The organism is Streptomyces hebeiensis, assembly GCF_052983195.1.
In genome coordinates this window covers 797,756-824,579 of sequence record NZ_CM129812.1, presented here as the reverse complement: position 1 = coordinate 824,579, position 26,824 = coordinate 797,756, and the positions used below count along the sequence as shown (strand labels likewise).

At 70.5% G+C, this 26,824-nt stretch carries 24 protein-coding genes and 3 pseudogenes; 13 read left to right on the top strand and 14 right to left on the bottom strand.

From position 1 onward, the window contains the following. Nucleotides 1-149 precede the first annotated feature (149 nt). A complete protein-coding gene (locus tag ACU6P3_RS03500) occupies nucleotides 150-941 on the top strand; it encodes a metal-dependent hydrolase (RefSeq protein ID WP_030743242.1) in 792 nt (263 codons plus the stop codon). Between the two features lie 174 nt (nucleotides 942-1,115). Here ACU6P3_RS03500 and ACU6P3_RS03495 read toward each other — a convergent pair whose 3' ends face one another. The 3 genes from ACU6P3_RS03495 to ACU6P3_RS03485 all read right to left on the bottom strand — a co-directional run bounded on the left by ACU6P3_RS03495 (nucleotide 1,116) and on the right by ACU6P3_RS03485 (nucleotide 5,663). Then, nucleotides 1,116-2,897 (bottom strand): ABC transporter ATP-binding protein, encoded by a 1,782-nt coding sequence (locus tag ACU6P3_RS03495; RefSeq protein WP_447195863.1) that lies wholly within the window; start codon nucleotides 2,895-2,897, stop codon nucleotides 1,116-1,118. Further along, on the bottom strand, nucleotides 2,894-5,044 hold the full coding sequence (locus ACU6P3_RS03490; RefSeq protein ID WP_447195862.1) for an ABC transporter transmembrane domain-containing protein: 2,151 nt from the start codon (nucleotides 5,042-5,044) through the stop codon (nucleotides 2,894-2,896). The genes ACU6P3_RS03495 and ACU6P3_RS03490 overlap by 4 nt, the downstream gene beginning before the upstream one ends. A 181-nt stretch (nucleotides 5,045-5,225) precedes the next feature. Further along, the gene (locus ACU6P3_RS03485; protein ID WP_447195861.1) at nucleotides 5,226-5,663 is read right to left on the bottom strand and encodes a MarR family winged helix-turn-helix transcriptional regulator; all 438 of its coding nucleotides are present in this window, start codon (nucleotides 5,661-5,663) and stop codon (nucleotides 5,226-5,228) included. A 110-nt stretch (nucleotides 5,664-5,773) separates the two neighbouring features. Between ACU6P3_RS03485 and ACU6P3_RS03480 the strand changes: the two genes are divergently transcribed. Both ACU6P3_RS03480 and mltG read left to right on the top strand, forming a co-directional pair. Continuing rightward, complete coding sequence (locus ACU6P3_RS03480) at nucleotides 5,774-7,741, top strand: ABC transporter ATP-binding protein (protein WP_447195860.1); 1,968 nt, start codon at nucleotides 5,774-5,776, stop codon at nucleotides 7,739-7,741. Nucleotides 7,742-7,968: 227 nt separating this feature from the next. Then, nucleotides 7,969-8,838 carry an endolytic transglycosylase MltG gene (mltG, locus tag ACU6P3_RS03475; protein WP_447195859.1) on the top strand — a complete coding sequence of 290 codons (870 nt, stop codon included), beginning with the start codon at nucleotides 7,969-7,971 and terminating at the stop codon, nucleotides 8,836-8,838. 101 nt (nucleotides 8,839-8,939) lie between these two features. Here the strand turns inward: mltG and ACU6P3_RS03470 are convergent, their stop codons facing one another. The 6 genes from ACU6P3_RS03470 to ACU6P3_RS03445 all read right to left on the bottom strand — a co-directional run bounded on the left by ACU6P3_RS03470 (nucleotide 8,940) and on the right by ACU6P3_RS03445 (nucleotide 14,700). Beyond that, nucleotides 8,940-10,091 carry an NAD(P)-binding domain-containing protein gene (locus ACU6P3_RS03470; protein ID WP_447197753.1) on the bottom strand — a complete coding sequence of 384 codons (1,152 nt, stop codon included), beginning with the start codon at nucleotides 10,089-10,091 and terminating at the stop codon, nucleotides 8,940-8,942. A 230-nt stretch (nucleotides 10,092-10,321) separates the two neighbouring features. Next, on the bottom strand, nucleotides 10,322-11,530 hold the full coding sequence (locus ACU6P3_RS03465; RefSeq protein WP_447195858.1) for an LLM class flavin-dependent oxidoreductase: 1,209 nt from the start codon (nucleotides 11,528-11,530) through the stop codon (nucleotides 10,322-10,324). Next, nucleotides 11,530-12,567: an ABC transporter substrate-binding protein gene (locus tag ACU6P3_RS03460; RefSeq protein ID WP_447195857.1), complete on the bottom strand. Its 1,038-nt coding sequence runs from the start codon at nucleotides 12,565-12,567 to the stop codon at nucleotides 11,530-11,532. The genes ACU6P3_RS03465 and ACU6P3_RS03460 overlap by 1 nt, the downstream gene beginning before the upstream one ends. Nucleotides 12,568-12,733: 166 nt before the next feature. Continuing rightward, nucleotides 12,734-13,492: an ABC transporter ATP-binding protein gene (locus ACU6P3_RS03455; RefSeq protein ID WP_447195856.1), complete on the bottom strand. Its 759-nt coding sequence runs from the start codon at nucleotides 13,490-13,492 to the stop codon at nucleotides 12,734-12,736. Beyond that, nucleotides 13,465-14,334, bottom strand: coding sequence for an ABC transporter permease (locus ACU6P3_RS03450; protein WP_447195855.1), 870 nt, complete (start codon nucleotides 14,332-14,334; stop codon nucleotides 13,465-13,467). Before ACU6P3_RS03450 ends, ACU6P3_RS03455 begins: the two co-directional genes overlap by 28 nt. 282 nt (nucleotides 14,335-14,616) lie before the next feature. Further along, a complete protein-coding gene (locus tag ACU6P3_RS03445; RefSeq protein WP_313884353.1) occupies nucleotides 14,617-14,700 on the bottom strand; it encodes a putative leader peptide in 84 nt (27 codons plus the stop codon). Nucleotides 14,701-14,793: 93 nt separating this feature from the next. Between ACU6P3_RS03445 and ACU6P3_RS03440 the strand changes: the two genes are divergently transcribed. Further along, nucleotides 14,794-15,216, top strand: coding sequence for a YjbQ family protein (locus ACU6P3_RS03440; RefSeq protein ID WP_447195854.1), 423 nt, complete (start codon nucleotides 14,794-14,796; stop codon nucleotides 15,214-15,216). Nucleotides 15,217-15,393: 177 nt separating this feature from the next. Here the strand turns inward: ACU6P3_RS03440 and ACU6P3_RS03435 are convergent, their stop codons facing one another. Together ACU6P3_RS03435 and ACU6P3_RS03430 are read right to left on the bottom strand one after the other, a co-directional pair. Beyond that, nucleotides 15,394-16,026, bottom strand: coding sequence for a P-loop nucleotide/nucleoside kinase family protein (locus ACU6P3_RS03435; RefSeq protein ID WP_447195853.1), 633 nt, complete (start codon nucleotides 16,024-16,026; stop codon nucleotides 15,394-15,396). After that, entirely contained in the window at nucleotides 16,013-16,654 is a 642-nt protein-coding gene (locus ACU6P3_RS03430) for a bifunctional 4-hydroxy-2-oxoglutarate aldolase/2-dehydro-3-deoxy-phosphogluconate aldolase (protein WP_447195852.1), read from the bottom strand. Before ACU6P3_RS03430 ends, ACU6P3_RS03435 begins: the two co-directional genes overlap by 14 nt. A 159-nt stretch (nucleotides 16,655-16,813) precedes the next feature. On the opposite strand from ACU6P3_RS03430, the gene ACU6P3_RS03425 reads away from it, so the two are divergent. The 9 genes from ACU6P3_RS03425 (at nucleotide 16,814) to ACU6P3_RS03385 (ending at nucleotide 25,580) form a co-directional block, all read left to right on the top strand. Next, on the top strand, nucleotides 16,814-17,809 hold the full coding sequence (locus ACU6P3_RS03425; RefSeq protein WP_447195851.1) for a Gfo/Idh/MocA family protein: 996 nt from the start codon (nucleotides 16,814-16,816) through the stop codon (nucleotides 17,807-17,809). Next, on the top strand, nucleotides 17,802-18,800 hold the full coding sequence (locus tag ACU6P3_RS03420; protein ID WP_447195850.1) for a LacI family DNA-binding transcriptional regulator: 999 nt from the start codon (nucleotides 17,802-17,804) through the stop codon (nucleotides 18,798-18,800). Before ACU6P3_RS03425 ends, ACU6P3_RS03420 begins: the two co-directional genes overlap by 8 nt. Next, nucleotides 18,797-19,336: a VOC family protein gene (locus ACU6P3_RS03415; protein WP_447195849.1), complete on the top strand. Its 540-nt coding sequence runs from the start codon at nucleotides 18,797-18,799 to the stop codon at nucleotides 19,334-19,336. Before ACU6P3_RS03420 ends, ACU6P3_RS03415 begins: the two co-directional genes overlap by 4 nt. Further along, the gene (locus ACU6P3_RS03410; protein ID WP_447195848.1) at nucleotides 19,336-20,247 is read left to right on the top strand and encodes a sugar phosphate isomerase/epimerase family protein; all 912 of its coding nucleotides are present in this window, start codon (nucleotides 19,336-19,338) and stop codon (nucleotides 20,245-20,247) included. The genes ACU6P3_RS03415 and ACU6P3_RS03410 overlap by 1 nt, the downstream gene beginning before the upstream one ends. After that, nucleotides 20,244-21,227 carry a Gfo/Idh/MocA family protein gene (locus ACU6P3_RS03405; RefSeq protein WP_447195847.1) on the top strand — a complete coding sequence of 328 codons (984 nt, stop codon included), beginning with the start codon at nucleotides 20,244-20,246 and terminating at the stop codon, nucleotides 21,225-21,227. The genes ACU6P3_RS03410 and ACU6P3_RS03405 overlap by 4 nt, the downstream gene beginning before the upstream one ends. 172 nt (nucleotides 21,228-21,399) lie before the next feature. Next, nucleotides 21,400-22,776: an MFS transporter gene (locus ACU6P3_RS03400; RefSeq protein WP_447195846.1), complete on the top strand. Its 1,377-nt coding sequence runs from the start codon at nucleotides 21,400-21,402 to the stop codon at nucleotides 22,774-22,776. 44 nt (nucleotides 22,777-22,820) lie between these two features. Then, a complete protein-coding gene (locus tag ACU6P3_RS03395; protein WP_447195845.1) occupies nucleotides 22,821-23,585 on the top strand; it encodes an SDR family NAD(P)-dependent oxidoreductase in 765 nt (254 codons plus the stop codon). A 222-nt stretch (nucleotides 23,586-23,807) separates the two neighbouring features. Further along, nucleotides 23,808-24,620 carry a sugar phosphate isomerase/epimerase family protein gene (locus tag ACU6P3_RS03390; RefSeq protein WP_447195844.1) on the top strand — a complete coding sequence of 271 codons (813 nt, stop codon included), beginning with the start codon at nucleotides 23,808-23,810 and terminating at the stop codon, nucleotides 24,618-24,620. Between the two features lie 168 nt (nucleotides 24,621-24,788). Next, nucleotides 24,789-25,580, top strand: coding sequence for an SDR family NAD(P)-dependent oxidoreductase (locus ACU6P3_RS03385; RefSeq protein ID WP_447195843.1), 792 nt, complete (start codon nucleotides 24,789-24,791; stop codon nucleotides 25,578-25,580). On the opposite strand, the pseudogene ACU6P3_RS03380 reads toward ACU6P3_RS03385, so the two are convergent. The 3 pseudogenes from ACU6P3_RS03380 to ACU6P3_RS03370 form a co-directional block, all read right to left on the bottom strand. Further along, nucleotides 25,543-25,779: pseudogene (locus tag ACU6P3_RS03380) on the bottom strand (hypothetical protein); the annotation flags it as partial. The gene ACU6P3_RS03385 and the pseudogene ACU6P3_RS03380 overlap by 38 nt on opposite strands. Next, nucleotides 25,779-25,984, bottom strand: a pseudogene (locus tag ACU6P3_RS03375) (helix-turn-helix domain-containing protein); the annotation flags it as partial. The pseudogenes ACU6P3_RS03380 and ACU6P3_RS03375, both read right to left, overlap by 1 nt. A gap of 125 nt (nucleotides 25,985-26,109) precedes the next feature. Next, nucleotides 26,110-26,760 (bottom strand): annotated as a pseudogene (locus ACU6P3_RS03370) (ISL3 family transposase); the annotation flags it as partial. Nucleotides 26,761-26,824: the final 64 nt, after the last annotated feature.

Here is a 26,824-nt window from a genome sequence, read left to right as displayed (position 1 = left end):
TCCTTCCGGCCCGATCAGGGAACCGGCGGCCGAGGCGAAGATCATGAGCGATACGCTGCGGGGGCAACCGCGCCCGACCGCGCGGGGCTTCACCGCATCGGGCTTCACCACGGGGCTTCACGACAACTGCATGGGGGCGGGTTACGACCATGATGGGACCGGCACACTCTCTGTCGGGAGCGGCGGCCTGGCTGGGGGTGGGTGCCGCGGCCTCCGCCGCCGGGCACGGCATGCCATGGCCGGTCCTGGTCGCCGGGGCCCTCATCTGCGCGGGCGCCGCGCTCGCCCCGGACCTCGACCACAAGGCCGCGACGATCTCACGGGCCTTCGGACCCATATCGAAGACGCTCTGCGAGGTCGTCGACAAACTGTCCTACGCCGTCTACAAGGCGACCAGGAAGCCCGGCGACCCGCGCAGGAGCGGCGGGCACCGCACGCTGACGCACACCTGGGTCTGGGCGGTCCTGATCGGCGCCGGCGCCTCGGCGGTCGCGTACACCGGCGGGCGCTGGGGCGTCCTCGCCATCCTCTTCGTGCACATGGTGCTCGCGGTGGAGGGACTGCTGTGGCGGGCCGCCCGGGTCTCCAGCGACATCCTCGTCTGGCTGCTCGGAGCGTCCAGCGCGTGGATGCTGGCGGGCATCCTGGACGAGCCGGGCAACGGCGCGAGCTGGCTGTTCACCGAGCCGGGCCAGGAGTACCTCTGGCTCGGCCTGCCGATCGTGCTGGGCGCGCTCGTGCACGACATCGGGGACGCGCTGACGGTCTCCGGCTGCCCGATCCTCTGGCCGATCCCCGTGGGCCGCAAGCGCTGGTACCCGCTGGGCCCGCCGAAGGCGATGCGGTTCCGGGCCGGCGCCTGGGTCGAGGTGAAGGTCCTCATGCCGGTGTTCATGCTGCTCGGCGGCATAGGCGGGGCGGCGGCGCTGGGCTTCATCTGAGCCGCCGGGCCCGTGCCCGGGCGGGCCGGGCAGTACGCGGGGCGGCCCAGGAGGTGCGGGGTCCGGCCACCGGAGGCGGGCCCCCGCTCCGGCCGGACGGCGGGCGCGCGGCGGGCCGCCCGGGAGGCGCACAGGAGGCCGGCCCCGCACCGGGCCGGCCCCTGCCAATCCGCCTCAGCCGTGCCAGGAACGCCACAGCGCCGCGTACGCGCCGTCCGCCGCGACCAGTTCGTCATGGCTGCCCAGCTCGCTGATCCGGCCGTCCTCCACCACCGCGATCACATCCGCGTCGTGCGCCGTGTGCAGCCGGTGGGCGATCGCCACGACCGTACGGCCCTCCAGCACCCGGGCCAGCGACCGCTCCAGGTGGCGGGCCGCCCGGGGGTCGAGCAGCGACGTCGCCTCGTCCAGCACCAGCGTGTGCGGATCCGCCAGGACCAGCCGGGCCAGCGCGATCTGCTGCGCCTGGGCCGGCGTCAGCGCCGTGCCGCCGGAGCCGACGGCCGTGTCCAGCCCCTCCTCCAGCGCTCGTGCCCAGTCGTCCGCGTCGACCGCGCCGAGCGCCGCCCACAGCTCGGCGTCCCCGGCGCCCGGACGGGCCAGCAGCAGATTGTCGCGCAGTGAGCCGACGAACACGTGGTGTTCCTGGTTGACCAGCGCGACCTGCTCGCGCACCCGCTCGGCCGGCATCCTCGACAGCTCCGCCCGGCCGAGCGTGACCCGGCCGGACCGGGGCCCGTAGATGCCGGCGAGCAGCCGTCCGAGGGTCGACTTCCCGGCCCCCGAGGGGCCGACCAGCGCCACGCGGCTGCCCGGACGGACGTCCAGCGTCACCCCGTGCAGGACGTCGACGCCCGCGCGGTAGCCGAAGCGCACCTCGTCGGCGCTGACGTGCCGGCCGTGCGGCACCACCGACGCGTCGCCCGCGTCCGGCTCGATGTCCCGTACGCCCACCAGCCGGGCGATCGACACCTGCGCGACCTGGAGCTCGTCGTACCAGCGCAGGATGATTCCGACCGGGTCCACCAGCATCTGGGCGAACAGCGCGCCCGTCGTCAACTGGCCGACCGTGATCCAGCCCTGGAGCACGAAGGACCCGCCGAGCACCAGCACGGCCAGGAAGATCGTCGTATGGGTGAGGTTGATGACGGGGAACAGCACCGTCCGCAGCCACAGCGTGTACCGCTCCCAGGCCGTCCACTCCTTGATCCGCCGCTCCGACAGCGCGATCCGCCGGGCGCCGAGGCGGTGCGCCTCCACGGTCCGGCCGGCGTCGATCGTCTCGGCGAGCGCGGCGGCCACGGCCGCGTACCCGGCGGCCTCCGAGCGATACGCCGACGGCGCCCGCCTGAAGTACCACCGGCAGCCCACGATCAGCAGCGGCAGGGCCAGCAGCACGGCGAGCCCGAGCGGCGGCGCGGTGAGCGTCAGCGCCCCGAGCAGCAGCCCCGCCCAGACGACGCCGATCGCGAGCTGCGGCACGGCCTCGCGCATGGCGTTCGCCAGCCGGTCCACGTCGGTGGTGATACGGGACAGCAGATCGCCGGTGCCCGCCCGCTCCAGCACGCCGGGCGGCAGGCCGACCGACCTGACGAGGAAGTCCTCGCGCAGATCCGCGAGCATCTCCTCGCCGAGCATCGCCCCGCGCAGCCGTACCAGCCGGACGAACACGGTCTGCACCACCAGCGCGACCGCGAAGATCGCGACGGTCCGCTCCAGACGCAGGTCGCGCGCGCCGTCGGCCAGCTCCTCGACGGTGCCGCCGAGCAGGTACGGGCCGACCATCGAGGCGATCACCGAGACGGCGTTCACGGTGATCAGCAGGGCGAAGGCGGTACGGTGCCGGCGCAGCAGCGAGCCGACGTAGGCCCGGACGGTCGCCGGGGTGCCGACGGGCAGCGTCGTCGCGGACTCCGGGGCCGCCGGGTCGTGGGCGGGTGGCGCCACGCCGATCATGCTGATTCCTCGATCTCTTCCTGAGCCCTCGGCGTGGCCGGGGCGGGGCTGTCGTCGTGTCCGGTGCGGGCCCCGTTTCCGGGATCGCTGTTCGTGGCGCGGGGGCCGTCCTGTCCGGCGCGCGGGTCGTCCTGTCCGGCATGGGGAGCGCCGTGGTGCCGGTCGCTCAGCCCGTCGGTGCGCTCGTCGTCCCGCGTGCCGGCGTGTTCGCCGGAGAAGCCGCCGGTGCGGCCGGCGCCGAACCCTTCGGCGAGTCCGTCGTCGAGCGCGCTGTCCAGGGCGTCGAGCGTGCCGACCCCGGTGGTGTGTTCGCCGCCCCGGGCGCGCTCGGCACGCGCCCGGACACGGTGCTCGCGCTCGGCGCGCCGCTCGCCCTCCGTGCGCTCCTCCGGCTCGGTCTCGCGCGTCACCACCGCGCGGTAGGCGGGCTCGGCGCGCAGCAGTTCGCGGTGCGGCCCCGCCGCCGTGACCGTGCCCTCGTGCACGAACGCGACCCGGTCCGCGTGTTCCAGCAGCAGCGGCGAGGAGGTGAACACCACGGTCGTGCGTCCGGCCCGTAGCTCTTTCACGCCCCGCGCCACGCGCGCCTCGGTGTGCGAGTCCACCGCGGACGTCGGCTCGTCCAGTACCAGTACCTCGGGGTCGGTGACCAGGGAACGGGCCAGCGCCAGCCGCTGCCGCTGGCCGCCGGACAGCGAGCGGCCCCGCTCGGTGATCGGGGACCGCAGGGGGTCGCCGCTGCCGTCCACCGACGCCTGGACGAGCGCGTCGAGCACGTCCCCGCACTGCGCGGCGGCGAGCGCCCTCTCCGGGGCGACGTCCCCGGAGGACGGCACGTCCAGCAGTTCCGCGAGCGTCCCGGACAGCAGGACCGGGTCCTTGTCCTGGACGAGGACGGCGCCGCGCGCCGCGTCCAGCGGGAGGTCGTCCAGCGCCACCCCGCCGAGCAGCACGGACGCGCTCCTGACCGGCTCGGCCGCATGGCCGCCGAGCCGGTCGGCGAGCCGCCCCGCGGCGTCCGGGTCGCCGCACACGACGGCGGTCAGCCGCCCGGACGGTACGAGCAGCCCGGTGACGGGGTCGTACAGATCGCCGGCCGGCGGCGCGCCGGCCTCGACACGGCCCAGGCCGCCGCGCTCGTCCTCGTACGCCGTCCGCTCCAGCGACAGGACCCGGGCCGCCCGCTTGGCGGACGGGCGGGAGAAGGAGTACGCCATCGCGATCTCCTCGAAGTGGCGCAGGGGAAAGAGCAGCAGGGTCACGGCGCTGTAGACGGTGACCAGACCGCCGACCTCGATACCGCCGTCCAGGGCGAGGCGGGCGCCGTACCAGATGACCGAGATCAGCAGCGCTCCCGGCAGCAGGACCTGGACCGCCGAGATCAGCGACCACATGCGGGCGCTGCGGACGGCGGCCTCGCGCACCTCCTGGGAGGCGGCGCGGTAACGGCCGAGGAACAGCTCCTCGCCGCCGATGCCGCGCAGTACCCGAAGTCCCGCGACGGTGTCCGAGGCCAGCTCGGTGGCCTTGCCGGCCTTCTCGCGCTGGACGTCGGCCCGCTTGGTGGCGCGGGGGAGCAACGGCAGTACGGCGACGGCGAGTACGGGCACGCCGATCGCGACCAGCGTTCCCAGCTCGGGCACGTACACGACGAGGCCTACGCAGATCAGCGCGATCGCGATGACGGCGGCCGCGAAGCGCGAGAGCGCCTCCACGAACCAGCCGATCTTCTCGACGTCGCCCGTGGAGACCGCGACGACCTCTCCGGCCGCGACCTGTCGGGTCAGCGCCGCGCCCAACTCGGCGGTCTTACGGGCCAGGAGCTGCTGGACACGGGCGGCGGCGGTGATCCAGTTGGTGATGGCGACGCGGTGCAGCATGGTGTCGCCGAGGGCGATGGCCGCGCCGCACAGCGCGATGAACCCGCCGGCCACGGCGAGCCGGCCGCCCGAGCGGTCGACCACCGCCTGGACGGCGAGCCCGGCGCCCACCGAGAGCCCGGCGATACCGGCGAAGTGCAGCAGCCCCCAGCACACGGCCTTGAGCTGACCGCCGAGCTGGTTGCGCCCGAGCCACAGCAGGAACCTGGGGCCCGACCGGGCGTCGGGAGTCCCGGGATCGGCATAGGGGAGGTCGCGAATCTGCATGATGTCCCATGACTCGTGGAGTGGCTCAAACCGTGCAAGGTTCGCTCCCGCGACCGGTCGGGGCAATCGGTTTTCCGAGAAATGAGCCGGATCGAGCCAGGAGTCTCCCGCGCAGGGGCCATGGGCAGGGGCGGGGCAGGTTCAGGGGTCGGGGGCAGGGACGGCGGCGGGCGCCGTGACGTCAGCGCTCGGCGCCCGGGCCGATCAGCGTGTCCAGCAGGCCGCCGAGCACCTCGCGCTGTTCCTGGGTGAGCGGGGCCAGGATGTCCTCGGCCGCCGACCGGCGCGCCGTGCGCAGGGAGCGCAGCGTGCTCCGGCCGTTCGAGGTCAGCTCGATCCGTACGACCCGGCGACTGGCGGGATCGGGCGCGCGGCGCACCAGTCCGCTCGCCTCCAGGCCGTCGACCAGCGAGGTCACGGCACGGGGGACCACTTCGAGGCGGGCGGCGAGATCGGCCATGCGCGGCGGCCGGTCGTAACAGGCGACGGTCCGCAGCAGGCGGGCCTGGGCCGGGGTGACGCCGATCGGTTCGAACTGCTGCCTCTGGAGGCGGTGGAGCCTGCGGGTCAGGCGCAGCAACTGCTCGGCGAGCATGCCGTCGGCGTCGGGGGTGGTCATGACGGGAACAATATCAGGACGTGGTTCATTGTGAACATAGGTAACAGTCGCTATGCTCGCCGTGCGCCGGTTTCCGTCCGTATGATCCCCTCCGCTCTTCGAAGGAGCCCATGAAACACACGACATCCTCCTGGACGCCCTCGCCCCGACCAGGGCCGCCGGACCGGCCGGAGCCGCCCGCCCAGGTACGGCGCATCCTCCGGTTGTTCCGTCCCTACCGCGGCCGGCTGGCGCTCGTCGGGCTGCTCGTCGCGGCGTCGTCGCTGGTCTCGGTCGTCTCGCCGTTCATGCTGCGCGAGATCCTCGACACCGCGATCCCGCAGGGCCGTACGGGCCTGCTCAGCCTGCTCGCCCTCGGCATGATCCTCACCGCCGTGGTCACCAGCGTCTTCGGCGTGCTCCAGACGCTGATCTCCACGACGGTCGGCCAGCGGGTCATGCACGACCTGCGCACCGGCGTCTACGCGCAGCTCCAGCGCATGCCGCTCGCCTTCTTCACCAGGACCAGGACGGGCGAGGTCCAGTCCCGCATCGCCAATGACATCGGCGGCATGCAGGCGACCGTCACCTCCACCGCGACCTCCCTGGTCTCCAACCTCACCGCCGTCGTCGCCTCGATCGTGGCCATGCTGGCCCTGGACTGGCGGCTCACGGCCGTGTCGATGCTCCTGCTGCCCGTGTTCGTCTGGATCAGCCGCCGGGTGGGCCGGGAGCGCAAGAGGATCACCACGGACCGCCAGCGGCAGATGGCCGCCATGGCCGCCACCGTCACCGAATCGCTCTCGGTGAGCGGCATCCTCCTCGGACGCACGATGGGCCGCGCCGACTCGCTCACGAAGTCCTTCGCGGACGAGTCCGAGCGGCTGGTCGACCTGGAGGTCCGTTCCAACATGGCGGGCCGGTGGCGGATGTCGACCATCGGGATCGTCATGGCGGCCATGCCCGCCGTCATCTACTGGGCGGCGGGCCTCACGCTGCAGACCGACGGCGGAGCCGTCTCCATCGGCACGCTCGTCGCGTTCGTCTCGCTCCAGCAGGGACTGTTCAGGCCCGCGGTGAGTCTGCTCTCCACAGGGGTGGAGATGCAGACCTCGCTCGCGCTCTTCCAGCGCATCTTCGAATACCTCGATCTGCCCGTCGAGATCACCGAGCCGGAGCGGCCGGTCGCCCTCGGCACGGTCCGCGGCGACGTCCGGTTCGACGGCGTCGACTTCGCCTACGACTCCAAGGACGCACCGACGCTCCAGGAGGTCGACCTCACGGTCCCGGCCGGCGGCAGCCTCGCCGTCGTGGGCCCCACCGGCTCCGGGAAGTCGACGCTCAGCTATCTGGTGCCCCGGTTGTACGACGTGACGGGCGGCCGGGTGCTGCTCGACGGCGTGGACGTCCGTGACCTCGGCTTCGCGACCCTGTCCCGGGCGGTCGGCGTGGTGTCCCAGGAGACGTACCTCTTCCACGCATCCGTCGCGGAGAACCTGCGCTTCGCCAAGCCGGACGCCACCGACGAGGAGTTGGAGACGGCTGCCCGGGCCGCTCAGATCCATGACCACATCGCGGCCCTGCCCGACGGTTACGACACGCTGGTCGGCGAGCGCGGCTACCGGTTCTCCGGCGGTGAGAAGCAACGGCTGGCGATCGCCCGCACCATCCTGCGCGACCCGCCCGTGCTGATCCTGGACGAGGCGACCAGCGCCCTGGACACCCGTACGGAGCAGGCCGTGCAGCGGGCCATCGACGCGCTCTCCGAGGGGCGTACGACGATCACCATCGCGCACCGGCTCTCCACCATCCGGGACGCGGACCAGATCGTGGTCCTGGACGCGGGGCGGATCGCGGAGAGAGGCACGCACGAGGAACTGATGCGGCGGGACGGACGCTACGCGGCCCTGGTCCGCAGGGACAGCAGGCCCGCGCGAACGGCGGCGGAAGCGGAAGCCGGGACGGAAGCGGCAGAGGTATCCGAAACGGAAGCCGGGGAAGGCGCGGAGCCGGAGGTCGTGGGAGGCGCCGGAGACGGCCGGGCGCCCGCGTCCGGTACGGCACGAACCCCCGGCGACCTGGCACCGGTCGTACCGTAGAGCCGATCCGGAGCGGTCCGGGGCGGTCCGGGCTGGTCCAGGGCCGATCCGGCGCGGTCCGGGGCGATGGGGCCGGCCCGGGGCGGTCCGGCGCGGTCCGGGACGGTGCTTGTCCGGGCGGCGCGTGAGCCGTCCGTATGCCTTCGCCTGTGCCGTCCGTATGCCGTCCGTGTCGCCCGCGCCTCAGGTGCCCGGATCGATGATCACACCGGGTTAGCGTGCGCCCCATGACGAACGAGCCTCGCGGGCCGACGGGGGCGCGGCGGCGCGGTCGGCGACCCCGGCTGACGCGCCGCGGCCGGCTGGCCCTGTTGGTGACGGCGGCGCTCGCGGCTGTCTCGGCCGTGCTGGTGCCCGTCCTGCTGGGGGACGAGGCGCAGGACGCCGCCGAGCCGCGCACGAAGACCCTGCTCGTGCCAGAAGGACGGCGTGCCGTCCAGGTGTACGCCTCCGTCGACCAGGTCCTCCGGGTACCCGGCGGTACCACCGAAAAGGCGGTGCACACCACCGAGCTCGCCCTTCCGGAGGCCGCGCGGGGCAACCCGGAGGGCTATCTCTTCCCGGCCACCTACCCGATCCACGCGGCGACGACCCCGGCCGGACTGCTCCGCTACATGGTGAACACCGCGAACCAGCGGTTCGGCGGGGCCCGGATCAGCGCGGGCCTCCAGCGGAGCGGTGTGACGGGGTACCAGGCGGTCACCATCGCCAGCATCGTGCAGGCGGAGGCCGGGACAGCGGCCGACATGGCCAAGGTCTCGCGGGTGGTGCACAACCGGCTCGCCCTCGGCATGCCGTTGCAGATGGACTCGACCCTCAACTACGCGCTGGGCCGCTCCACGCTCGACACCACGCACCACGACACCAAGACCGACAGCCCTTACAACACCTACGCCCACAAGGGCCTGCCGCCCACGCCGATCGGGAATCCGGGGGAGGAGGCCATGGAGGCGGCGCTCAATCCGTCACGCGGGGACTGGCTGTACTTCGTCACGGTGAAGCCCGGCGACACCCGCTTCACCACGCGGTACGCCGACCACCGGCGCAACGTCGAGGAGTTCAACGCCCACCGCAGGGGCGCGGCCGGCCCCGGATGACCCGCGCGGAGGACCGTGGAGGGAGTGGCGACGGCGCGCACGGAGCGGCCGGGAGGCGGACGGTCGCCCGGGAGGCGGAGGCATAGCCGGGGAACGGGTGTTCAGGCGGCGCTCCCCGTGCCGACGTTCTCGCCGTTCCCCCGTGTGTTCTCCGCGCCGTCCGGTGCGCCTCCGGCGGCGGGTGCCAGGAGCCGGACGATCTCGTGCACGGCCGCCCGGCCCGCCCGGTTCGCGCCGATCGTGCTGGCGGAGGGACCGTAGCCGACGAGGTGGACGCGGGGGTCGTGGACGACCCGTGTGCCCGCCATCCGGATCCCGCCGCCCGCCTCGCGCAGCCGAAGGGGCGCGAGGTGCCCCAGCGCGGGGCGGAATCCGGTGGCGTAGACGATGGCGTCGGCGTCGAAGGTGGTGCCGTCGGGCCAGTGCACCCCGTGTTCCGTGACGCGGTCGAACATGGGGCGCCGGTCCAGGACGCCCCGCGCCCGGGCCCGCCGGACGGCATCCGTCAACGGCAGCCCCGTCACCGACACCACACTGCGCGGCGGTAGCCCGTTCCGTACCCGCTCCTCGACGAGCGCGACGGCCGCTCGTCCCCGCTCCTCGTCGAACGGGCCCTCGCGGAAGACGGGCGGCCGGCGCGTCACCCAGGCGGTCTCGGCCGCGACCTCCGCGATCTCCATCAGATGCTGTGTGCCGGACGCGCCGCCGCCCACCACGACCACCCGCAGCCCGGCGAACTCCGCCGGCCCGCGGTAGTCCGCGGTGTGCGACTGGCGGCCCCGGAAGACGTCCTGGCCCGGGTAGCGCGGCCAGAAGGGTCTGTCCCAGGTGCCGGTGGCGTTGATCAGGGCCCGGGCGGCCCAGGTCCCCTCGGAGGTCTCGACCAGCAGCCGGCCGCCCGCCGTGGGTCCCCCGCGCCCGTCGTCGCGGACGGCCGACACCTCGACAGGCCGGTGGACACGGAGCCCGAACCGCCGCTCGTACTCCGTGAAGTACGCCCCGATCACCTCGGCGGACGGGCGGTCGTCGTCGGCCGGGCCCGTGACCAGCTCCATGCCGGGGAGCGCGTGCATGCCGTGCACCTTGCCGTACGTCAGCGACGGCCAGCGGAACTGCCAGGCGCCGCCCGGGCGCGGGGCGTGGTCGAGCACGACGAAGTCCCGGTCGGGCTCGAGCCCGGAGCGCCGCAGATGGTGGGCGCCGGACAGGCCCGCCTGCCCGGCGCCGATGACCACGACATCGATGCTGCGCACCCCGGGCCCGACCCGCGGCGCCACGTGCGGCCGTGTGTCCGCCCGTGCCGCCTGCGTGCGTGGTGGCCGCGTCCGTGCCGCCTGTGCAGGCACCGCCTGTGCCGGCACAGGCAGTGCCTGCACCTCCTGCGTCCGCGTCCGCGCCTGTGCCCGCACTCCGAAGCTGTTCACGGTGGCGCCAACCGCACGGAGGCCGGGAATCTTCCCCGCCGACAGGGGCCGTGCCCCGCTCAGCGCCCCCCGGCCACCAGCAGCGGGGCGCCGCCGGGCGCGGACGCGGGGCGCCCGTTCCGCGCCGGAACTCCCAGCAGCGGGGACGCCGGGACCTGGGCCAGCAGCCCGCGGGCCGCCAGCAGCGGCGTCACCCCTTCCCCGAACCAGTACGCCTCCTCCAGATGCGGGTAGCCGGAGAGCACGACGTGCTCGATCCCCAGCTCGTGGTACTCCTCGATCCGGTCCGCCACCTCGTCGTGGCTGCCCACCAGCGCGGTGCCCGCGCCGCCGCGTACCAGACCGACGCCCGCCCACAGGCTGGGCGAGATCTCCAGCTTGTCCCGCGAACCGCCGTGCAGGGCCAGCATCCGCTGCTGTCCCACCGACTCGCTCCGGCCGAGCGCCCGCTGCGCCGCGGCGACGGTCTCCGGGTCGAGGTCGTCCAGCAGCCGGTCCGCGGTCGCCCAGGCCTCCCGGGAGGAGTCGCGCGAGATGGTGTGCAGGCGGATGCCGAAGCGGACCGTACGGCCCCGCTCCTCGGCCAGCGAGCGGATCCAGTCGATCTTCTCCTTCACCTGTGCCGGGGGCTCGCCCCAGGTGAGGTACACATCGGCGTGCTCGGCCGCCACCGGCCCCGCGGCGGCCGACGAACCACCGAAGAAGATCTCCGGCAGCGGGTCGGGCGGCAGCGCGGTCAGCCCGCCCTCGACCTGGAAGTGCTCGCCGTCGAAGTCGTACGGCCTGCCGCCCCAGACCCCCCGCACCACCGACAGGAACTCCGCCGTCCTGGCGTAGCGCCGGTCGTGGTCGAGGTGGTCACCGAAACGGCGCTGCTCGGTCGCGTCGCCGCCGGTCACCACGTTGAGCAGCAGCCGCCCCCGGCTGACGCGCTGGAAGGTGGCCGCCATCTGCGCCGCCAACACCGGGGAGATCAGCCCGGGCCGGAAGGCGACCAGGAACTTCAGCCGCTCGGTCTGCTGCGCCAGCGCCGTCGTCGTCAGCCACGCGTCCTCGCACCAGGTGCCGGTCGGTGTCAGCACGGCCTCGAAGCCGAGGTGTTCGGCCGCTTTGGCGATCTGCGCCAGGTACTCGACGTCGGGCGGGCGGATCCCGCTGACCGGGGTGTTCGCGGAGCGCGAGATGCCCCCGTCGGTGTACGCGTGGCGGTCCACCAGCGTACGTCCGTCGCCGCCGGTCGGCAGGAACCAGTGCAGGTGAACGCTCATCAGGAAGAGGCCTTTCCGTAGGTGCGCGCCGGCGAGGTGGACGGCGGCAGATTCTTGTTGAAGCGGTTGTCCACGAAGTCCGCGAAGTCGAAGCGGCGGGGAATGAGCTTGAGCTCCGCGAAGGTGTCGGCGATCTCCTGCTCGGAACCGATCGCGGCCTTGTCCAGCGCGACCGGCCTGCGGGTGCCATTGCTGCGCTTCACCGCGTCCAGGGCCACGTCGTACGGCATTCCGGTGTCCTTGGCCCAGACCTCGGCCCACTCCTCGGGATGCCCGAAGACCCAGTCCTGCGCCCGGCGGAGCCGGTCGACGAAGTCGCCGATCGCGGCGGCCTTCTTCTTGTCCTCCAGGGCGGCGGGTGCGGCGACCTGGAAGTTCAGGCCGTTGACGACGCCCCGGCCGTCGGTCAGTACCCGGCCGAGCCCGCCGTGCAGCACCTGGCTGGTGTACGGGTCCCAGACGGACCAGGCGTCCACCTTGCCGCTGGTGAACGCGGCGAGCGCGTCGGCCGGCTGCAACAGCCTGACCTTGACGTCCTTGACGGTGAGACCGGCCTTCCGGAGCGAGGCGATCAGCTGGTAGTGCGCCGAGCTGCCCTGGGCCACGGCGACCGTCGCTCCCCTGAGCTCGGACGTCTTCCTCAGGGGCGAGTCCTCGCGCACGAGGATCGTGTCGCCGCGCGCGTCCCCGTGGGTCGCGGCCACGACCTTGATCTTCGAGCCGGCTCCGGCGGCGAAGACGGGCGGGGTGTTTCCGACGGAACCGATGTCCACGGCCCTGGCGTTCACGGCTTCGAGCAGCGGCGGACCGGAGGTGAAGGTCGACCACGTGACCTTGTACGGAAGGTCGTCGAGCTCACCGGCGGCGCGCAGGATCGCCTCGGCGCCGCCTTTCTGGTCACCGACCTTGAGGGTGAGGGACCCCTTGCCGTCGGTCCTGCCGTTCGTACCACCGGATCCGTCGGCGGAGGAGGCACCGGAGCAGGCGGAGAGGATGAGGGCGAGAGGGAGGAGGGTGGCGGCGAGAGAACGCTTCATGGAGGGTGGCTTTCCTCGGTGTGGGGGAGTGCGGGCAGCCGGCGCGCCACACGGGGGCGGCTGGGTACCGGCCGTCCCGGGAGCACCGGTTGTCAGGAGGCGGTGGGGCCGTCAGGTCGCGGTGGGGCCGCCAGGAGGCGGTGGGCCGTCATGAGGCGGTCGGCCGTCATGAGGAGGCGGCCGGCTCGTCCACTCCCAGCTCGGTGAGCAGGCGGGAGCGGAGCGGGCCGAAGCCGGGGTCGCCGACCGCGCGTGGACGGTCCAGTCCGACCGGGGTCTCGTACGCGATGACACCGTCCCGCATGACCAGCGCGCGGTCCGCGAGCAGCAGTGCCTCGTCGACGTCGTGGGTCACCAGCAGGACCGCGCAGCCACGCCGTTGCCACAGCTCCGCCACCAGTCGCTGGGCCTTGATCCGCGTCAGCGCGTCCAGCGCGCCGAACGGCTCGTCGAGCAGCAGCAGGTCCGGCTCCCGTACGAGCGCTCTCGCCAGTGAGGCACGCTGGGCCTCGCCGCCCGAAAGTGTCTTGGGCCACGCGCCGGATCGGTGGCCGAGGCCGACCTCGTCCAGGGCGCGCTCGGCCAGCGCGCGGTCGGGCCGTCCGTCGAGCCCGAGCAGCACATTGCGCCAGACGCGCTTCCACGGCATCAGCCGAGGGGCCTGGAAGGCGACCGCGCGGCGCTTGGGCACGAGGACCGTGCCGCTGATGTCACGGTCCAGCCCGGCCAGCACCCGCAGCAGGGTCGACTTGCCGCAGCCGCTGCGGCCCAGCAGGGCGGTGAACTCGCCGGGACGCAGGGTGAGATCGAGCCGGTCGATCACCGGCCGGCCGTCGAAGGCGCGGGTCAGCCCCTCGACCCGGACCGCCGGGGCCGCGGCCGGGCCCTCAACGGTGCTCACCGGCCCGTGAATGTCGGTCGCCATTGCAGCAGCAGCCTTTCGAGAGTACGGACGACGGCGTCGGCGATCAGGCCGAGGAAGGCGTAGACGACCAGGCAGACGACGATGACGTCCGTGCGCAGGAAGTCCCGTGCCTGGTTCATCAGGAAGCCGATCCCGGCGTCGGCGTTGATGGACTCGCCGAAGACGAGGGCGAGCCACGCGGTGGCGAGCGAGTACCGCAGCCCGGTCATCGCACCGGGCAGGGCGCCCGGCAGCACGACATGCCGGATCAGTCCCCAGCGGCCGAGCCCCAACGACTGCCCGGCCTCCACGAGTTGTTCGTCGACGCCGCGGATGCCCGCGTACACGTTGAGGTAGAGATGGAAGGCGACACCGAGCGCGATGAGGGCCACCTTGGGGGCCTCGCCGATGCCCAGCCAGATGATGAGGAGCGGGATCAGACCGACCCACGGCACGGTCCGCAGCATCTGGACGACCGGGTCGACCAGGTCCTCGCCGAGCCGGGAGAGCCCGGAGGCCAGGGCGAGCGACACCCCGGCCACCGCGCCGAACAGCAGCCCCACGGCCACTCGTTGGAGCGAGATGGCCATGGCGGTCCCGAGGGTGCCGTCGGAGATCAGCTCGCCGGCGGCGGTGGCGATGGTCCCGGGCGAGGCGAGGATGTCGCGGTGCAGCACACCGGTCGCGCTGAGCACCTGCCACAGGAGCAGAACAAGCAGCGGTCCGACGACGCGCCGCAGCCAGCGGGGGACGGCATGACGCCAGGAGCGGGTGGCGGCGGACGGGGCGACCGGTTCCAGGGCGAAGGGCGGGTGATCATTTGAAATGGCGGACATGTCCGGTGGGGCGTGATCGACCGTCATGGGGACTCCGTGCTGGGAGACAGGGGGACCGCGCGGCCCGGTCGCGACGCGAGGGAACGCCACGACGCGGCGCACTGCGGCGCGGCACGCCACGGCGTCTCGCGCGACGGTGGGTCGCGGGACGGCGGTTCTCGGGACGGTGCGGCGTCGGCCGGAACCGGCGCGAGTAAAAGGGGGCGGTGAGCGGGACGAGAGCCGCCAACGGGAGCGCCGCGTCAGCGACGTGGCGCCGGGATACGCCGAAACGGCGAGCTCCCGCGCGTCAGTACGGTGAAAAGGGCGTCAGCGGCCGCGGCGACACGCGGCGGACGCCACCCGCAGCAGGTCGATGTGACCGCGCGTGGTGAGCAGGGCTGAACGCAACATGGCGCCGAACGTAGCGAGGTATTCCCGACCGGGTCAATGGCGTCTCGGCACGCGGACGCGCGATCCCGCGGCCCGGGCGGGCAGGATGGACCCATGGCGGACTCATTCACCACCAGGATCCTGCACATCACCACCGGCACCGAGGAGGCGGTGACCGACCTGACCGGCGACTGCGAGGCGTTCCTCCGCGACACCGCGGCGGGCCGGGACGGCCTGCTGAACGTGTTCGTACCGCACGCGACCGCCGGCGTCGCCGTCCTCGAGACGGGCGCGGGCAGCGACGACGACCTCCTCGCCGCGCTGCGCACCCTCCTCCCGCCCGACGACCGCTGGCGCCACCGCCACGGCACCCCCGGCCACGGCCGCGACCACGTCCTCCCGGCCCTGGTCCCCCCGCACGCCACACTGCCGGTCATCGACGGCCGCCTGGAACTGGGCACGTGGCAGTCCGTCTGCCTCGTCGACACCAATAAAGACAATGCCAACCGCCAGGTTCGACTGAGCTTCCTGGCCTGACCAAGATCGTCCTGGGTGCGGCAGCCAATTCCTCTTCACGCCGCGTGCGCGAAGGGGAGAGAGGCTGCCGCGTCGGTCGGAGCGCACATCATCGGGTGGGCCGACGACTGGGAGGTGCCGGGCGCCACCGACCCGACAACACGCCCTCAGCTCCAGGCGGTGACACACCAACAACCGTTACTGGCAGGCGGGGAAGGTGGCTTGCTCAGCGTCGCCCGCGATCTCCGCAATCGCATCGAGGTCCGGTTCGCCATCGTTGTTCACGACGATGTGCCGAGCTCCGGACCAGGCGCACCCCCGGCCCCCGAGCTGCCGCCAGAAAGCGGACCAGTCGGCCAGTTTGGCCCGGTCGCGAGGCAGGCCCCGCTCGGTCAGCCGCGCACGAACGGTCTCCGGGGAAGTCCGTACCTCGACCACGACGACGGGTGTCCCCGTGGGCCAGGAGGCCCGGTCGACGGAGCTGGTCAAGAAGTCGGGGTCGGCGAGGTATGCAGCGAAGGGCGCGTCCAGGACGACGGGTAGGCCCAGCCGCAGGTTGTCCGCCGCCGTAGCGAACAGCGCCTTGTACTCGGCCGGCATCAACCGCTCGACGTAGGTCGGGTCGTCTTCGCGGCCTCCCGCGCGCCGCCCGACCAGTTCGAGCGCGACGTCCACGAGGTCGCCGGCCAGGGAGTCCTTGTCGAGGTAGGCCGCCCGCAGCCGACGTGCGAGCTCCCGGGCGACATGGGACTTCCCCGATCCCGCGGGGCCGATCGCGACGTAGACCGGTGGTGTCCCGGACGTGGGGGATGCCGGGTCAGGCGCGGGCATCGGTCACCGCCTCCAGGAATGTCCGGGCTGCCGCGCGGACCGGGTGCTGCTCGGCGTCTTCGCGCTGCGCCGCCTTGGTGATGAAGCTTCCGACGCCGACCGCCGCGACTCCGGCGTCGAACCACTCGGCCACGTTGTCCGGGGAGACGCCCCCGGCCGGGACCAGGGGGATGTGGCCGAGCGGCTCGAGTACCGCACGGGCGTAGTCGCGGTTGAGGACCGAGGAGGGGAACAGCTTGACGAGGTCGGCCCCTGCTGTGGCCGCTTGGACGATCTCCGTGGGGGTCGCGGCTCCGCAGACGCTGACGGCCTGGTAGCGGCCGGCGGTCTCCAGCATGCCGAGGCCGACGTGGGGGCTGACCAGGAAACGCGCGCCGGCCTGAATGCTCGCGTACGCCGATGAGGCGTCGAGGACGCTGCCGGCGCCGATCTCGGCCTCGGGGTACTCCTCACTCAGCCGGCTGATCACGTCCAGGGCGCCCGGCGTGGTGAGCGTGACCTCGACCGCGCGTATCCCTCCGGCGATGGCCTCGCAGGCCACTCCGTACGAAGCCTCGGCAGTGGGAAGGCGCACGATCAGCACCGTCCCCGTGTCACAGATGGCATTCAAGGTGCGCAGCTTGCGCATGGGGTCACCTCAAGGAAATCGGATGGTCGGGGGGTGTTGACAGAGCTTAAGCAGCTCTGTTTCCGTATTGCAATCGATCGCAGCAATCGATCGCAGTGACCGGTCTCAAAGAGCACGATCAGTAGAAATTGCTCTGTATCAACAGTTGGGAGACGCGTCGTGAGACGTCCGCGAACGGCCGTGCTCGGTGCCCGGCACTGGCACGTACCCCTGCATGTCAGTGCCTGGGGGGACACTCACGATGTCGTGCTGGTCCAGGACGAGGAGCCCGACCAGGTCACCGACATCGCCAGACGCCTCGACGCGGCCGTTTACGGGGAAGTCGGCGAAGCGCTGGACGCCGGCCCCCTGGACCTGGCCTACGTCTTCGGCCCGCACGACCGCATGGTGGAGACCTGTCTGGCCTTGGTCGAGCGCGGCATCCCGTTCGTGGTCGACAAGCCGGGTGGCACGGGGCCCGAGGACGTGGAGCGGATTCGCGATGCGGCCGCGGCAGCCGGGGTGGCGGCGACCGTCCTCTTCGTCCAACGTGGCGGCCCCGTGGACCACGCGCTGTCCCTGGCCGGTGCGCCGACGTATCAACGTACGAGCTTCGTGGCCGGTCCGCCGGAGCGCTATCACGAGGCAGGCTGCTCCTGGATGCTCCAGCCCGCCCGGTCCGGCGGAGGGTGTCTGGTGAACCTGGCGCCGCACTTCATCGATCTCTTCCTGCGGCGAAGCCGCGCCCGCCGTGTGGAACTCGTGGCCGCCAACGTGTCCGCGAGCCTGCACGGCGAGGGCGTCGAGGACCACGCCACCCTCGTACTGGCGGGCGACGACGGCAGCGAGGCGATCATCGAGGTCGGCTACGCCTTCCCGTCGAGCCCCGCCAAGCGGTACTGCTCCTTCACCAGTGCGGGCAGCGAGGGATACGTCGATGTGGGCACCTCCGGCCATGTCTCGTTCACGCACGCCGCGGACGGTGTCACCGAATCGAGCACCATCGACGTGGACAGCGATCCGCTGTACGACGTGTTCGTCCGGCAGGTGGCCGACACCTGGGCGGACGGCTTCGCCGGGCTGCCGACCTTGGACGACCTTGCCGACACAATGAGCCTCATCTGGGCCGCGTACAGGCGGCCTTCCATTGCGTCCTCGGAGGTCAGCCATGGCTGAGGTGAGCATTGATGACGTCGCAGCTCGGGCGGGCGTGCACCGCTCCACGGTTTCCCGAGCCTTTTCCCGGCCGGAAGCCGTGAACGCCAAGACTCGCAAGCACGTCCTGGAGGTGGCGGAGAGTCTCGGTTACCGGGTGAATCCGCTGGCGCAGGCCCTGCGCCGTCGTGCGAGCAGGCTGGTTCCGCTGATCGTCCCGGACATCACCAATCCCTTCTACGGTGAGCTGGCGAGGACCATGGCCGCGGCGGCTGCCGACAAGGGCTACCAGTTGGTCCTGTGCGTGACCGGCGGCGAAGTCGACCGGACCAACGCCTATTTGACGTCTCTTCAGGAGATGTACGCGCCCTTCGGGATCGTCGCGCCGTCGACCACCGTGGATCTCGACGAACTGCAGAACGTCGCGCTCGGCAGCAAGGTCGTCGTCATCGACCGCGTCGAACAGTCGCAGGTGCCGACCGTGACGGTGGACAGCGCCGAAGGAATCGCCCTCGCCGTGGACCATCTGCGCGGCCTGGGGCACCGGCGCATCGCCTATGTGTCCGGCATCTCCGGCGCTTACACGTCCAGGGACCGCCTGGCCGCCTACGAAGGGCTGGCCGCGGAGCTGGAGATACCGGCGATGGTCCTGGACGGGGGCACCGGGCCCGACGCGGGTGAGCGGGCCGCCGAGCGTCTGACGGAGATGACACGCGAGGAGCGTCCGACAGCGGTCATCGCGGCCAGCGACATGGTCGCGTTCGGCCTCATCTCCGCTCTTGGCGTGCGAGGTGTCTCCGTCCCGGACGAGGTGTCGGTGATGGGCTTCGACGGCTTGGAGTTCGGCGCCCGGTACAACCCGCGACTGACCACCGTCCGCCAGCCCATCGCCGACATGGGAGTGATCGCCATCGACCTCGCCGAGAAACTCCTCAAGGACGGGGAGACGAGCCATGTCGTCCTGGCCCCGGACCTGTTGGTCCGTGAGTCGACCGCGGAGGTGCCCCGATGAGCCTGCCCGCAGGGTTTCAACACGTCGACCACGTCGCCTTCACGGTGCCCGACCTGGGCGAAGCGGTCACCTTCTTCGTGCACGCCTTCGGCGCCGAGGAGCTCTACCGCTCAGCGCGCGGACCCGACGCCGACTTCATGCCCGCACACTTCGAGGTCCCCGCCGATGCCCGGCTGGAACTCGCCATGCTGCGCATGCCGCCCAACCTCAACGTGGAGCTGTTCCAGTGGTGGAGCACGGACCAGCGCCCCGACTACCCGCGCCATTGCGATGCCGGTGGCCACCACCTGTGCTTCACCGTGGCGGACGTCGACACCGCCGTCGAGCATCTCCGGTCGCACGGCGCCCGTGTCCTGGGCGGAACCAAGGAGGTCGGCCCGGACAGCCCGCGCGTCGCGGGCAACCGGTGGACCTATCTCCGGGCGCCCTGGGGCCTGTTGATCGAACTGGTCGACCGCTCCCGCGTACACAACCCGCCACCACTGGTCGGTCCCGCCGACTGGAACGACCCCTGCCGAACCGAAAAGGACCTGTAGTGCGGATCATTGGCCACACCCTCGGCACACCGGAACAGACCCTCCCCGAGGCGCTGGAGCTCTTCGCCGCGGCCGGTCTGGAGGGAGCGGAGGTCATCTACCAGAACGGCTACCGCAGCGGACTGCCGATCGGGGACGGCGCAGCGGCGGCCGAGGCGGCCCGTGTGGCAGACGATGTGGGCGTACCGGTGGTGGGGCTCGCTCCGTACACCACGGGGCTCAACCACGAGGACCCCGCGCAGCGCCGGGCAGCGCTCGACGAACTGCGGTCGGCCATCGACTGCGCCCATCGCGTGGGTGCCACTCGGCTCCGCGTGTACGCGGGTTCCTGGGGAGCGGACCGAACCGATCACGCCGGGCATTGGGAACGCCTGCGCTCGGGGCTTTCGGAGCTGGCGCCGCTCGCCACCGACGCCGGAGTGTGCCTGTGCGTGGAGAACCACTTCGGAACCATGACGCAATCGGCGAAGGAGACCGCTCGACTGATACGCGAGGTGGACGCGCCTGCCGTCCGGGTCCTCTACGACCAGGCGAATCTCACCTTCACGCACGACGAGGCCTGGCCGGAGGCACTTCGGGAGCAGGGCGGCCTGATCGGGCATGTCCACGTGAAGGACCTCGTCTTCACCGATCCGGATGCGCCCTTCGTCGCCTCCGAGACGGCTCGGGTGAAAGCGGACGAGCGGGCCGTGCGCTCCCGCGTCGTCGGTGAGGGCATCGTGCCCTGGCCGGACATCCTGCAGGCGGTCAAGCAGCACGGATACGACGACGTCCTCAGTCTCGAGTACGAGTACCGGTGGCACCCGCAGGACCTCCCGGCTCCGGAGGAAGGCTTCGCCCGGTCCGCCCGCGCGCTCCGCGCACTCCTCGACGAGGCGGCCGGACCCGCGCCCGCGGAGGTGTCCCGATGAGCAGGCCCTCGCTGCGCGTCGGCGTGGTCGGCGCCGGGAACATCGCGCACGTCGCGCAGTTGCCCACCCTGGTGGCGCGGGACGACGTCGAGCTCGATGTCCTGGTGTCCCGGCGCGAGGATCCCTCCGAACTGGTCCGTCGATGGGGGTTCTCCACGGCGGTCCCGACCGTCGAGCAGGCACTTGAACGTGACCTGGACGCCCTGTTCGTGCTCACTCCGAGGTCGGAGCATGTCGTCGGCGTGAGCAGCGCGCTGGAGGCGGACGTGGATGTCTTCTGCGAAAAGCCCCTCGCGACCGCGACCAGTGACGCGGAACGGCTCGCCGACCTCGCCGACGAGCGTGACCGGGTGCTGATGGTCGGCTTCAACCGCAGGTTCGCGCCGGCCTACGTCGCCGCTCGTGACCAGTTCGGAGACGCCGGTGCCGCATTCTGCGTCGCGCAGAAGAACCGCCGCGGCAGCGAGTACCGTGCGACGTTCGAGAACGCCATCCACATGGTGGACCTGCTGCGCTGGTTCTGCCCGGGTGAACCGGTCGACGTCTCCGCCCACGCCGCCGGTGACGACCCCTGGCAGGAGGACGGCGTCTCCGCTCTGGTCCGCTTCGCCGGTGGTGGCACCGGCGTCCTGACGGCGGCACGGAACGCGGGTGCGTGGGCGGAAAAACTCGATGCCTACGGCGCCGAGACCTCGGCCGAGGTGGTGGCTCCGGACACGGTCACCCTCACTCGGGACGGTGTGAGCACCGTGCGCTCGATGAGCCCCGAGGCATTCGGCTGGGCCACTGCGACGCACACCTTCGGATTCGCCGCGGCCGTTCACCACTTCCTGGACCGCGTACGAGACCGCGGCACACCGCTGACATCGGGACGAGAAGCCGCCCGCACGCAGGCGCTCCTCGACGACATCCTGCGATCCGCCGGTCTTCCCGTGGAGGAGCAGGAGGGCCGCATCTGGTCCAGCCACGCAACGCGCTGATTCCTCCGCGGGCCTCGAACGGCCCCGCACCGAGGCAGGTGTCGAGGGCATCCACGCTCGAAGAAGGCTTCCGGAACCGCCGACACTTTCGGCCCAACAACCTGAACCGCGGCGCTCTCCCCCGCCGCTTGTTCGCACAGATCCCATCCCTCACCGCACTGAGGAGCGCTCAATGGCGAACGCGTCAAGAATAACCTCATCGCACTCCCCCTCCAACCCGGCCAAAGGAGAAGTCCCGTCCCGCAGAAGGCGGTCGAACATCCTGGCCGGCACCGTCGGCCACTTCATCGAGTGGTACGACTGGTACATCTACGGCCTGTTGGCCGCTGTCTTCTCAAGCCAGATCTTTCCCGGCAGCAGCCCGGCGATGTCGCTGATCAGCGCCCTGCTGACCTACGCGGTCGGGTTCGTGGTACGGCCACTGAGCGGCATCATCATCTCCCCCCTGGCCGACCGCTACGGCCGCCGCGGCGTGATGGCCGTAGCGGTCGGGGGCATGACCGTGGGCAGCCTGATCCTCGCGCTCACCCCGCCGTTCTCCGCCATCGGCTACGCGGCGCCGCTGCTGTTCCTGCTCGCCCGCGTACTGCAGGGCATCTCGGCCGGCAGCGAGTCGCAGAGCGCCATCGCCTACATGGTGGAGAACGGCTCGACCGACCGGCGCGGCCTGTTCGGCTCGCTGTCGAACGCGGCCAGCGGCCTGGCCACGCTGGCTGCCACCGGCATGGGGGCGATCGTCACCTCGACCCTGAGCACCCACGACCTGGAGACGTGGGGATGGCGTATCCCGTTCGCCGTCGGCGGCCTCCTCGGCATCGTCGGGCTGTTGCTGCGCTCGCGCGCCGACGAATCCCCGGAGTTCGAGGCCGCTGTCGAGGACTCCGCCGCCGAGAAGAAGTCCGAGACCCTGCGTTTGCGGGAACTGCTGCGCAGGCACCCCAAGGCACTACTGCAAACAGCGGCTCTGTCCGCCCCGGCAGTCGCCTACTACACGTGGGCCACGTTCCTGCCCACCTACGCACACCTGACCACCGGACGTGACCTGGACTCCGCCCTGGCGGGGAACGCCATCGGGCTGGGCCTGCTGGTGATCATTGTGCCGCTGTGCGGAGCCCTGTCCGACCGCATTGGCCGCCGCAAACCCTTCCCCATCATCGGGGCCGCGGGCATGGTGGTGCTCTTCTACCCGCTGCTGTTGCTCTTGCAGCAGCCTGGATTCGGCGTATACGTGACGGTGACCGTCAGCGGCTGGGTGGTCCTTGCCATCTGGCAGGGCGTCTATCCGACGATCCAGGCCGAATTGTTCCCCGCCGCCGTCCGGGTGTCCGGCATCGGTGTAGCCCACCAGATCGTCATCGCGGCACTCGGTGGGACCGCCCCGCTCATCGCCAGCTCATTCGTCGAAGCGGGCCGCCCCATGGGCGTGGCGGTGTACATGACGGCCATCGTCCTGATCTGCCTCATCGTCTACCTGACGCTGCCGGAGACGGGCCGCGCGGGCACGCACACCACTGACACCACGCCCCCTGCGGCATCTGAAGCCGAGTAATGCTCAGCATCCACGAAATCCACAGCATCTACGGAGGACGCACCATGACCGCTCCGTCCCAGATCGCGCTTGTTACCGGTTCCAGCGGAGGTATAGGAGCCGCTACCGCCGAACGTCTGCACGCAGCGGGCGCGGTGGTCATCGGCTGCGACCGCACGGCACCGGGCAGCCTCCCGAAGTGGCTAGCGGACTTCCGTGAGCTCGACGTCACCGACGAGCAGGCAGTGCGCGACACCGTGACCGGGATCCGGGCGGAGTACGGGGCGATCGACGTCCTGGTGCACGCCGCCGGCGTGCTCGGCAACGAGCCGGATCTCCTCACCACCCCGAGCTCCGAGTTCGCCCGGGTGATGGCGATCAACGCCACGGGGGCCTTCTCGGTACTGCGCGAAGTCGGCCTCGTGATGAAGGCCCAGGGCTTCGGCTCCATGGTCGCGATCGCCTCGGTCGCCGCGAAGGAAGCCCGTCGCGCGTACGTGCCGTACAACGCCAGCAAGGCGGCCGTGTTGAACATCTGCTGGTCGCTCGCCCTGGAACTCGGCCAGGACAACGTGTCGGTCAACTGCGTGTGCCCCGGCCCGGTCAACACCGCCATGTGGGCGCAGCTCGCCGACCGCGCCAGCGGCGGCGACCCCGAGGGGGACCGGCGCGCCCGCGAGGCGCGGGCCGCGCAGATCCCGATGGGCCGGTTCGCCGAACCGGAGGAGGTGGCGGCGACCATCGCCTTCCTCACCGACCCGGCCAACCGTTACCTGACCGGTCTGAGCCTGGATGTCGCCGGCGGCGCCCGGCTCGGGATGGGCAGCTGATGGAGCGACTCCACCCTGAGCACGGAGTCGTCATGAACTGTCCGATGCGGAACGGGAGTTCGTCCGTCTGTGCTCAGCGAAGCCTGGACTCGCTCGCGGCGGAGTGTGAAGAGCTCACTGCGGCCAGCTCAGCCCCTGAACAGTACAAGGACTCCCGGTCGTAGCCGCCCCTGCTCCCGAGCGTGCGATGGGGACATCTCAAAAGATCGAATGGAAATTCACGTGATCATCAACACTTTTTCATATCTTTGGTCGGCAAGGGCGATCGATGCGATGTCCGAGTTGATCCAGAATGGATACAATACCTTCGAGGTTCCCATCAGCTCTCCACATTGCTGGCCGGAGGAGATCTCTAGGTCCGAGCATTCGGCAATCCCGGCGATGCTCAACGAGAACGGCGCCAAGATCCGATCCCTGAATGCCGGGGGATACGACATCAATCTGGCCAGTCCTGGTGCCAGCATGCGCCGGAAGAGCATCGAGCACATCACGTCGGTGATCGATCTTGCAGTAGCTTGGGATGTCCCGGAAATTGTGATCTCACCCGGCACGCGGCGTCCTATGATCTCCCCCCCACTAGATAGTGTCCACGGGTGGATGCACGAAAGCCTGGAAGAGCTGATCCCGCTGGTCAAGCGGGCGGGAAAACGACTCCTCTTCGAGAACACCCCCTACTGCTTTGCGCCGACGATTGGGGAACTGGCAGATATCGTCCGCACGGTCGATGATGATGCACTGAAAATCGTGTACGACGTCGCGAACGCTGCTTATATCAGAGAGGATCCCGTATCGAGTCTGCGCTCACACCACGAATCGGTTGCACTCATGCATATCTCCGACACGAGTACGGAAACGTGGGGCCACGACCCCATCGGCACTGGAGTTATCGATTGGAACGAGCTGGGTAAATCCGTCAATGAAACAATCGGGGCAGACAACGTAGTGCTCGAAGTCATTCGCGAAGAGAACACCCTTGAAGAATTCGCGAAGGCGATGCGTGACCTCGGTGAAGAGGGTTGGAATCTCGGAGAGTGATTTCGGCACCTCCGGGTTCAGAGTGACTCCGAGAGGCGTCGAACAGCAAGGTGACATTTCTCACTCACCGGTGTGAGCCGAAGTGCTTCGAAACGCATCAGATACAGCTGTCACGACTTGTGCGGCCTGCTGAGTACGACCGCTGGGAATATACAAGGAGAGTGTGCAATGAGAGTTCTGGTCAGTGGCGGAAGCAGCGGCATCGGCGCGTCCGCAAGCCTGAGGATCGCAGAGGCAGCGCTTGCCCGCGGCGAACAGCCGATGATCGCGGTATCCGGCCTTACTGTGAACGCGCGACAAGGCGAGGTCGTCCGATCGATCCAGTCGATGGGCGGCAAGGCCATTGCGTTGACAGGAGACCTCGGTGATCCCGACGTGCCCGATCGGCTGGTAACCGCTGCGGTCGACGAGTTCGGCGGCTTGGATGCGCTGGTGGCAAATGCCGGAATCGCCAACCCTGGGGCACTCAAGGATCTCTCCCTTGAGGACTGGGACGACATGTTCTCCGTCAACCTCCGCGGGGCGTGGCTACTTGCCAAAGCGAGTTACCCGCATCTGAAGGATAGTCGCGGTTCCGCCTGTTTCACCTCTTCGATGTCCGGCCAGCTCCCACATGCCGGATCGGGTGCTTACAGCCCGACCAAGGCTGCACTCACGATGTTGGCTCAGACACTCGCACTGGAATGGGCGCCTGACGGAATCCGCGTGAACGTGGTATCCCCGGGCATGACTCGCACGCAGATGACTGAACAAATGTACCTCGATCCCGAAGTCAAGAAGGCAAGGGAAGAAATCATCCCGTTGTCGAAAATTGGCGACCCGATGGATATCGCGAACGTGATCGAGTTTCTTGTCAGCCCGCTGGCAGGATATGTCACCGGCCAAGATGTCTGCGTCGATGGGGGTTTCTCCAAGTCAATTCTCAGTCACATCCCCGGGCGGCCCAGCTCCAAGTCCTGACGCGGCTGTCGAAGCCGGCCGCGACGAAGGGATGCGTAGGCGGCATGCACGTCTCCGGGGACGTCCTGCTCGTTGGCGAATCCGAGCTTCGGGTACTCGATCATTGGAGATCGCCGACGAGCGTGTCGAGGACCAGCTTCTCGTCACCGATGCTCTTGACGTAGTCGTCGAACTCCAGCTGCTCCGAGGCACAGACGAGAGCTCACGAATCTGTGGCTCGACCATGTCGACCATGTCGACCGCCGAGCCCTTCAACGGCCTCGAGTAGACCGGCGGCCGGTCGGTGGCCAGCGCGCGTTCCACCGTGTTCTTCGAGATGCCCAGATGCCGGGCGATCGCCCTGATCGGCATCTCCTCGGCCCGGTGCAGCCTGCGGATCTCTGCCAGTCCTCCACTCGGATCACCCTTTCCTCCCGATCTCCCATCAAGATCAGGCTGATATGGATGCCACGAAGTGAGTCAGTTTTGATCCGCCGCCAGAGGGTCACGGTTGGTTCTGTCGCAGGTCTTGTGGTGCGGTGACTGAGCGTTAGCTCAGGAGGATGCGTTTGCGGAGCAGGGGCAGCTTGGCACGGCCGAACATTTGCCGTTTGAGCATCTTGATCCGGTTTACTGCGCCTTCGACGGGGCCGGAGCTGTAGGGCAGGGTGAGGCCGTTGGCGACAGCTTGGGCGTCCTGTCGCAGGCCTGCGACGAAGGAGTGAAGTTCCGGTAGGTCGTCCGCTTGGACCTTGGACATCCATTTTTCCAGCTGGTCACCGTGGCGGCTGGTCATCAGCTCGGCGAAGGTTTCAACGTGGTGGGCGGTCATCTCCAGTTCCCGGCAGCGGCCGAGGATGGCCATGAGACGCTCGGCCTGGTGATCGGCGATGTTGTTCGGGTGGCGGGTGATCCAGCTGGTCACCTCCCGCACGGATGGATGCCGACGGGGTGGCCGGTCAGTACGGGGCAAGGTCTCGCGCAGCTGCCGGACGTACTCCTTGACCACGCTCTCCCCTCCGGTGTAGCCGCGGTCGCGAAGTTCCTCGAACAGCCTGCGGGCGGTGGTGCAGCCTTCCGCCCACCGCTGGTGGAGGTAGGGCTTGTGCGGGTCGAGGATGCTGGCGCGGCCGGTCCACTTGCCGATCAGCAAGTCATCTGCGGCCGCCGCGCGCAGGAAGCGGCGGACGGTGTTGCGGGCATGAATTTCGGTGCCCGGGAACAGAACAACGCGGCGGAATGCCGACAGGGCCGCCAGAAGGGCG

Coding starts and splice junctions, on each gene's coding strand:
- ACU6P3_RS03395 (WP_447195845.1), top strand. CDS start 22,821: ATGACCGCTCCGTCCCAGATCGCGCTTGTTACCGGTTCCAGCGGAGGT.
- ACU6P3_RS03460 (WP_447195857.1), bottom strand. CDS start 12,567: ATGAAGCGTTCTCTCGCCGCCACCCTCCTCCCTCTCGCCCTCATCCTC.
- ACU6P3_RS03450 (WP_447195855.1), bottom strand. CDS start 14,334: ATGACGGTCGATCACGCCCCACCGGACATGTCCGCCATTTCAAATGAT.
- ACU6P3_RS03445 (WP_313884353.1), bottom strand. CDS start 14,700: ATGTTGCGTTCAGCCCTGCTCACCACGCGCGGTCACATCGACCTGCTG.
- ACU6P3_RS03400 (WP_447195846.1), top strand. CDS start 21,400: ATGGCGAACGCGTCAAGAATAACCTCATCGCACTCCCCCTCCAACCCG.
- ACU6P3_RS03465 (WP_447195858.1), bottom strand. CDS start 11,530: ATGAGCGTTCACCTGCACTGGTTCCTGCCGACCGGCGGCGACGGACGT.
- ACU6P3_RS03405 (WP_447195847.1), top strand. CDS start 20,244: ATGAGCAGGCCCTCGCTGCGCGTCGGCGTGGTCGGCGCCGGGAACATC.
- ACU6P3_RS03490 (WP_447195862.1), bottom strand. CDS start 5,044: ATGCAGATTCGCGACCTCCCCTATGCCGATCCCGGGACTCCCGACGCC.
- ACU6P3_RS03430 (WP_447195852.1), bottom strand. CDS start 16,654: ATGCGCAAGCTGCGCACCTTGAATGCCATCTGTGACACGGGGACGGTG.
- ACU6P3_RS03480 (WP_447195860.1), top strand. CDS start 5,774: ATGAAACACACGACATCCTCCTGGACGCCCTCGCCCCGACCAGGGCCG.
- ACU6P3_RS03440 (WP_447195854.1), top strand. CDS start 14,794: ATGGCGGACTCATTCACCACCAGGATCCTGCACATCACCACCGGCACC.
- ACU6P3_RS03485 (WP_447195861.1), bottom strand. CDS start 5,663: ATGACCACCCCCGACGCCGACGGCATGCTCGCCGAGCAGTTGCTGCGC.
- ACU6P3_RS03495 (WP_447195863.1), bottom strand. CDS start 2,897: ATGATCGGCGTGGCGCCACCCGCCCACGACCCGGCGGCCCCGGAGTCC.
- ACU6P3_RS03455 (WP_447195856.1), bottom strand. CDS start 13,492: ATGGCGACCGACATTCACGGGCCGGTGAGCACCGTTGAGGGCCCGGCC.
- ACU6P3_RS03435 (WP_447195853.1), bottom strand. CDS start 16,026: ATGCCCGCGCCTGACCCGGCATCCCCCACGTCCGGGACACCACCGGTC.
- mltG (WP_447195859.1), top strand. CDS start 7,969: ATGACGAACGAGCCTCGCGGGCCGACGGGGGCGCGGCGGCGCGGTCGG.
- ACU6P3_RS03415 (WP_447195849.1), top strand. CDS start 18,797: ATGAGCCTGCCCGCAGGGTTTCAACACGTCGACCACGTCGCCTTCACG.
- ACU6P3_RS03385 (WP_447195843.1), top strand. CDS start 24,789: ATGAGAGTTCTGGTCAGTGGCGGAAGCAGCGGCATCGGCGCGTCCGCA.
- ACU6P3_RS03500 (WP_030743242.1), top strand. CDS start 150: ATGATGGGACCGGCACACTCTCTGTCGGGAGCGGCGGCCTGGCTGGGG.
- ACU6P3_RS03420 (WP_447195850.1), top strand. CDS start 17,802: ATGGCTGAGGTGAGCATTGATGACGTCGCAGCTCGGGCGGGCGTGCAC.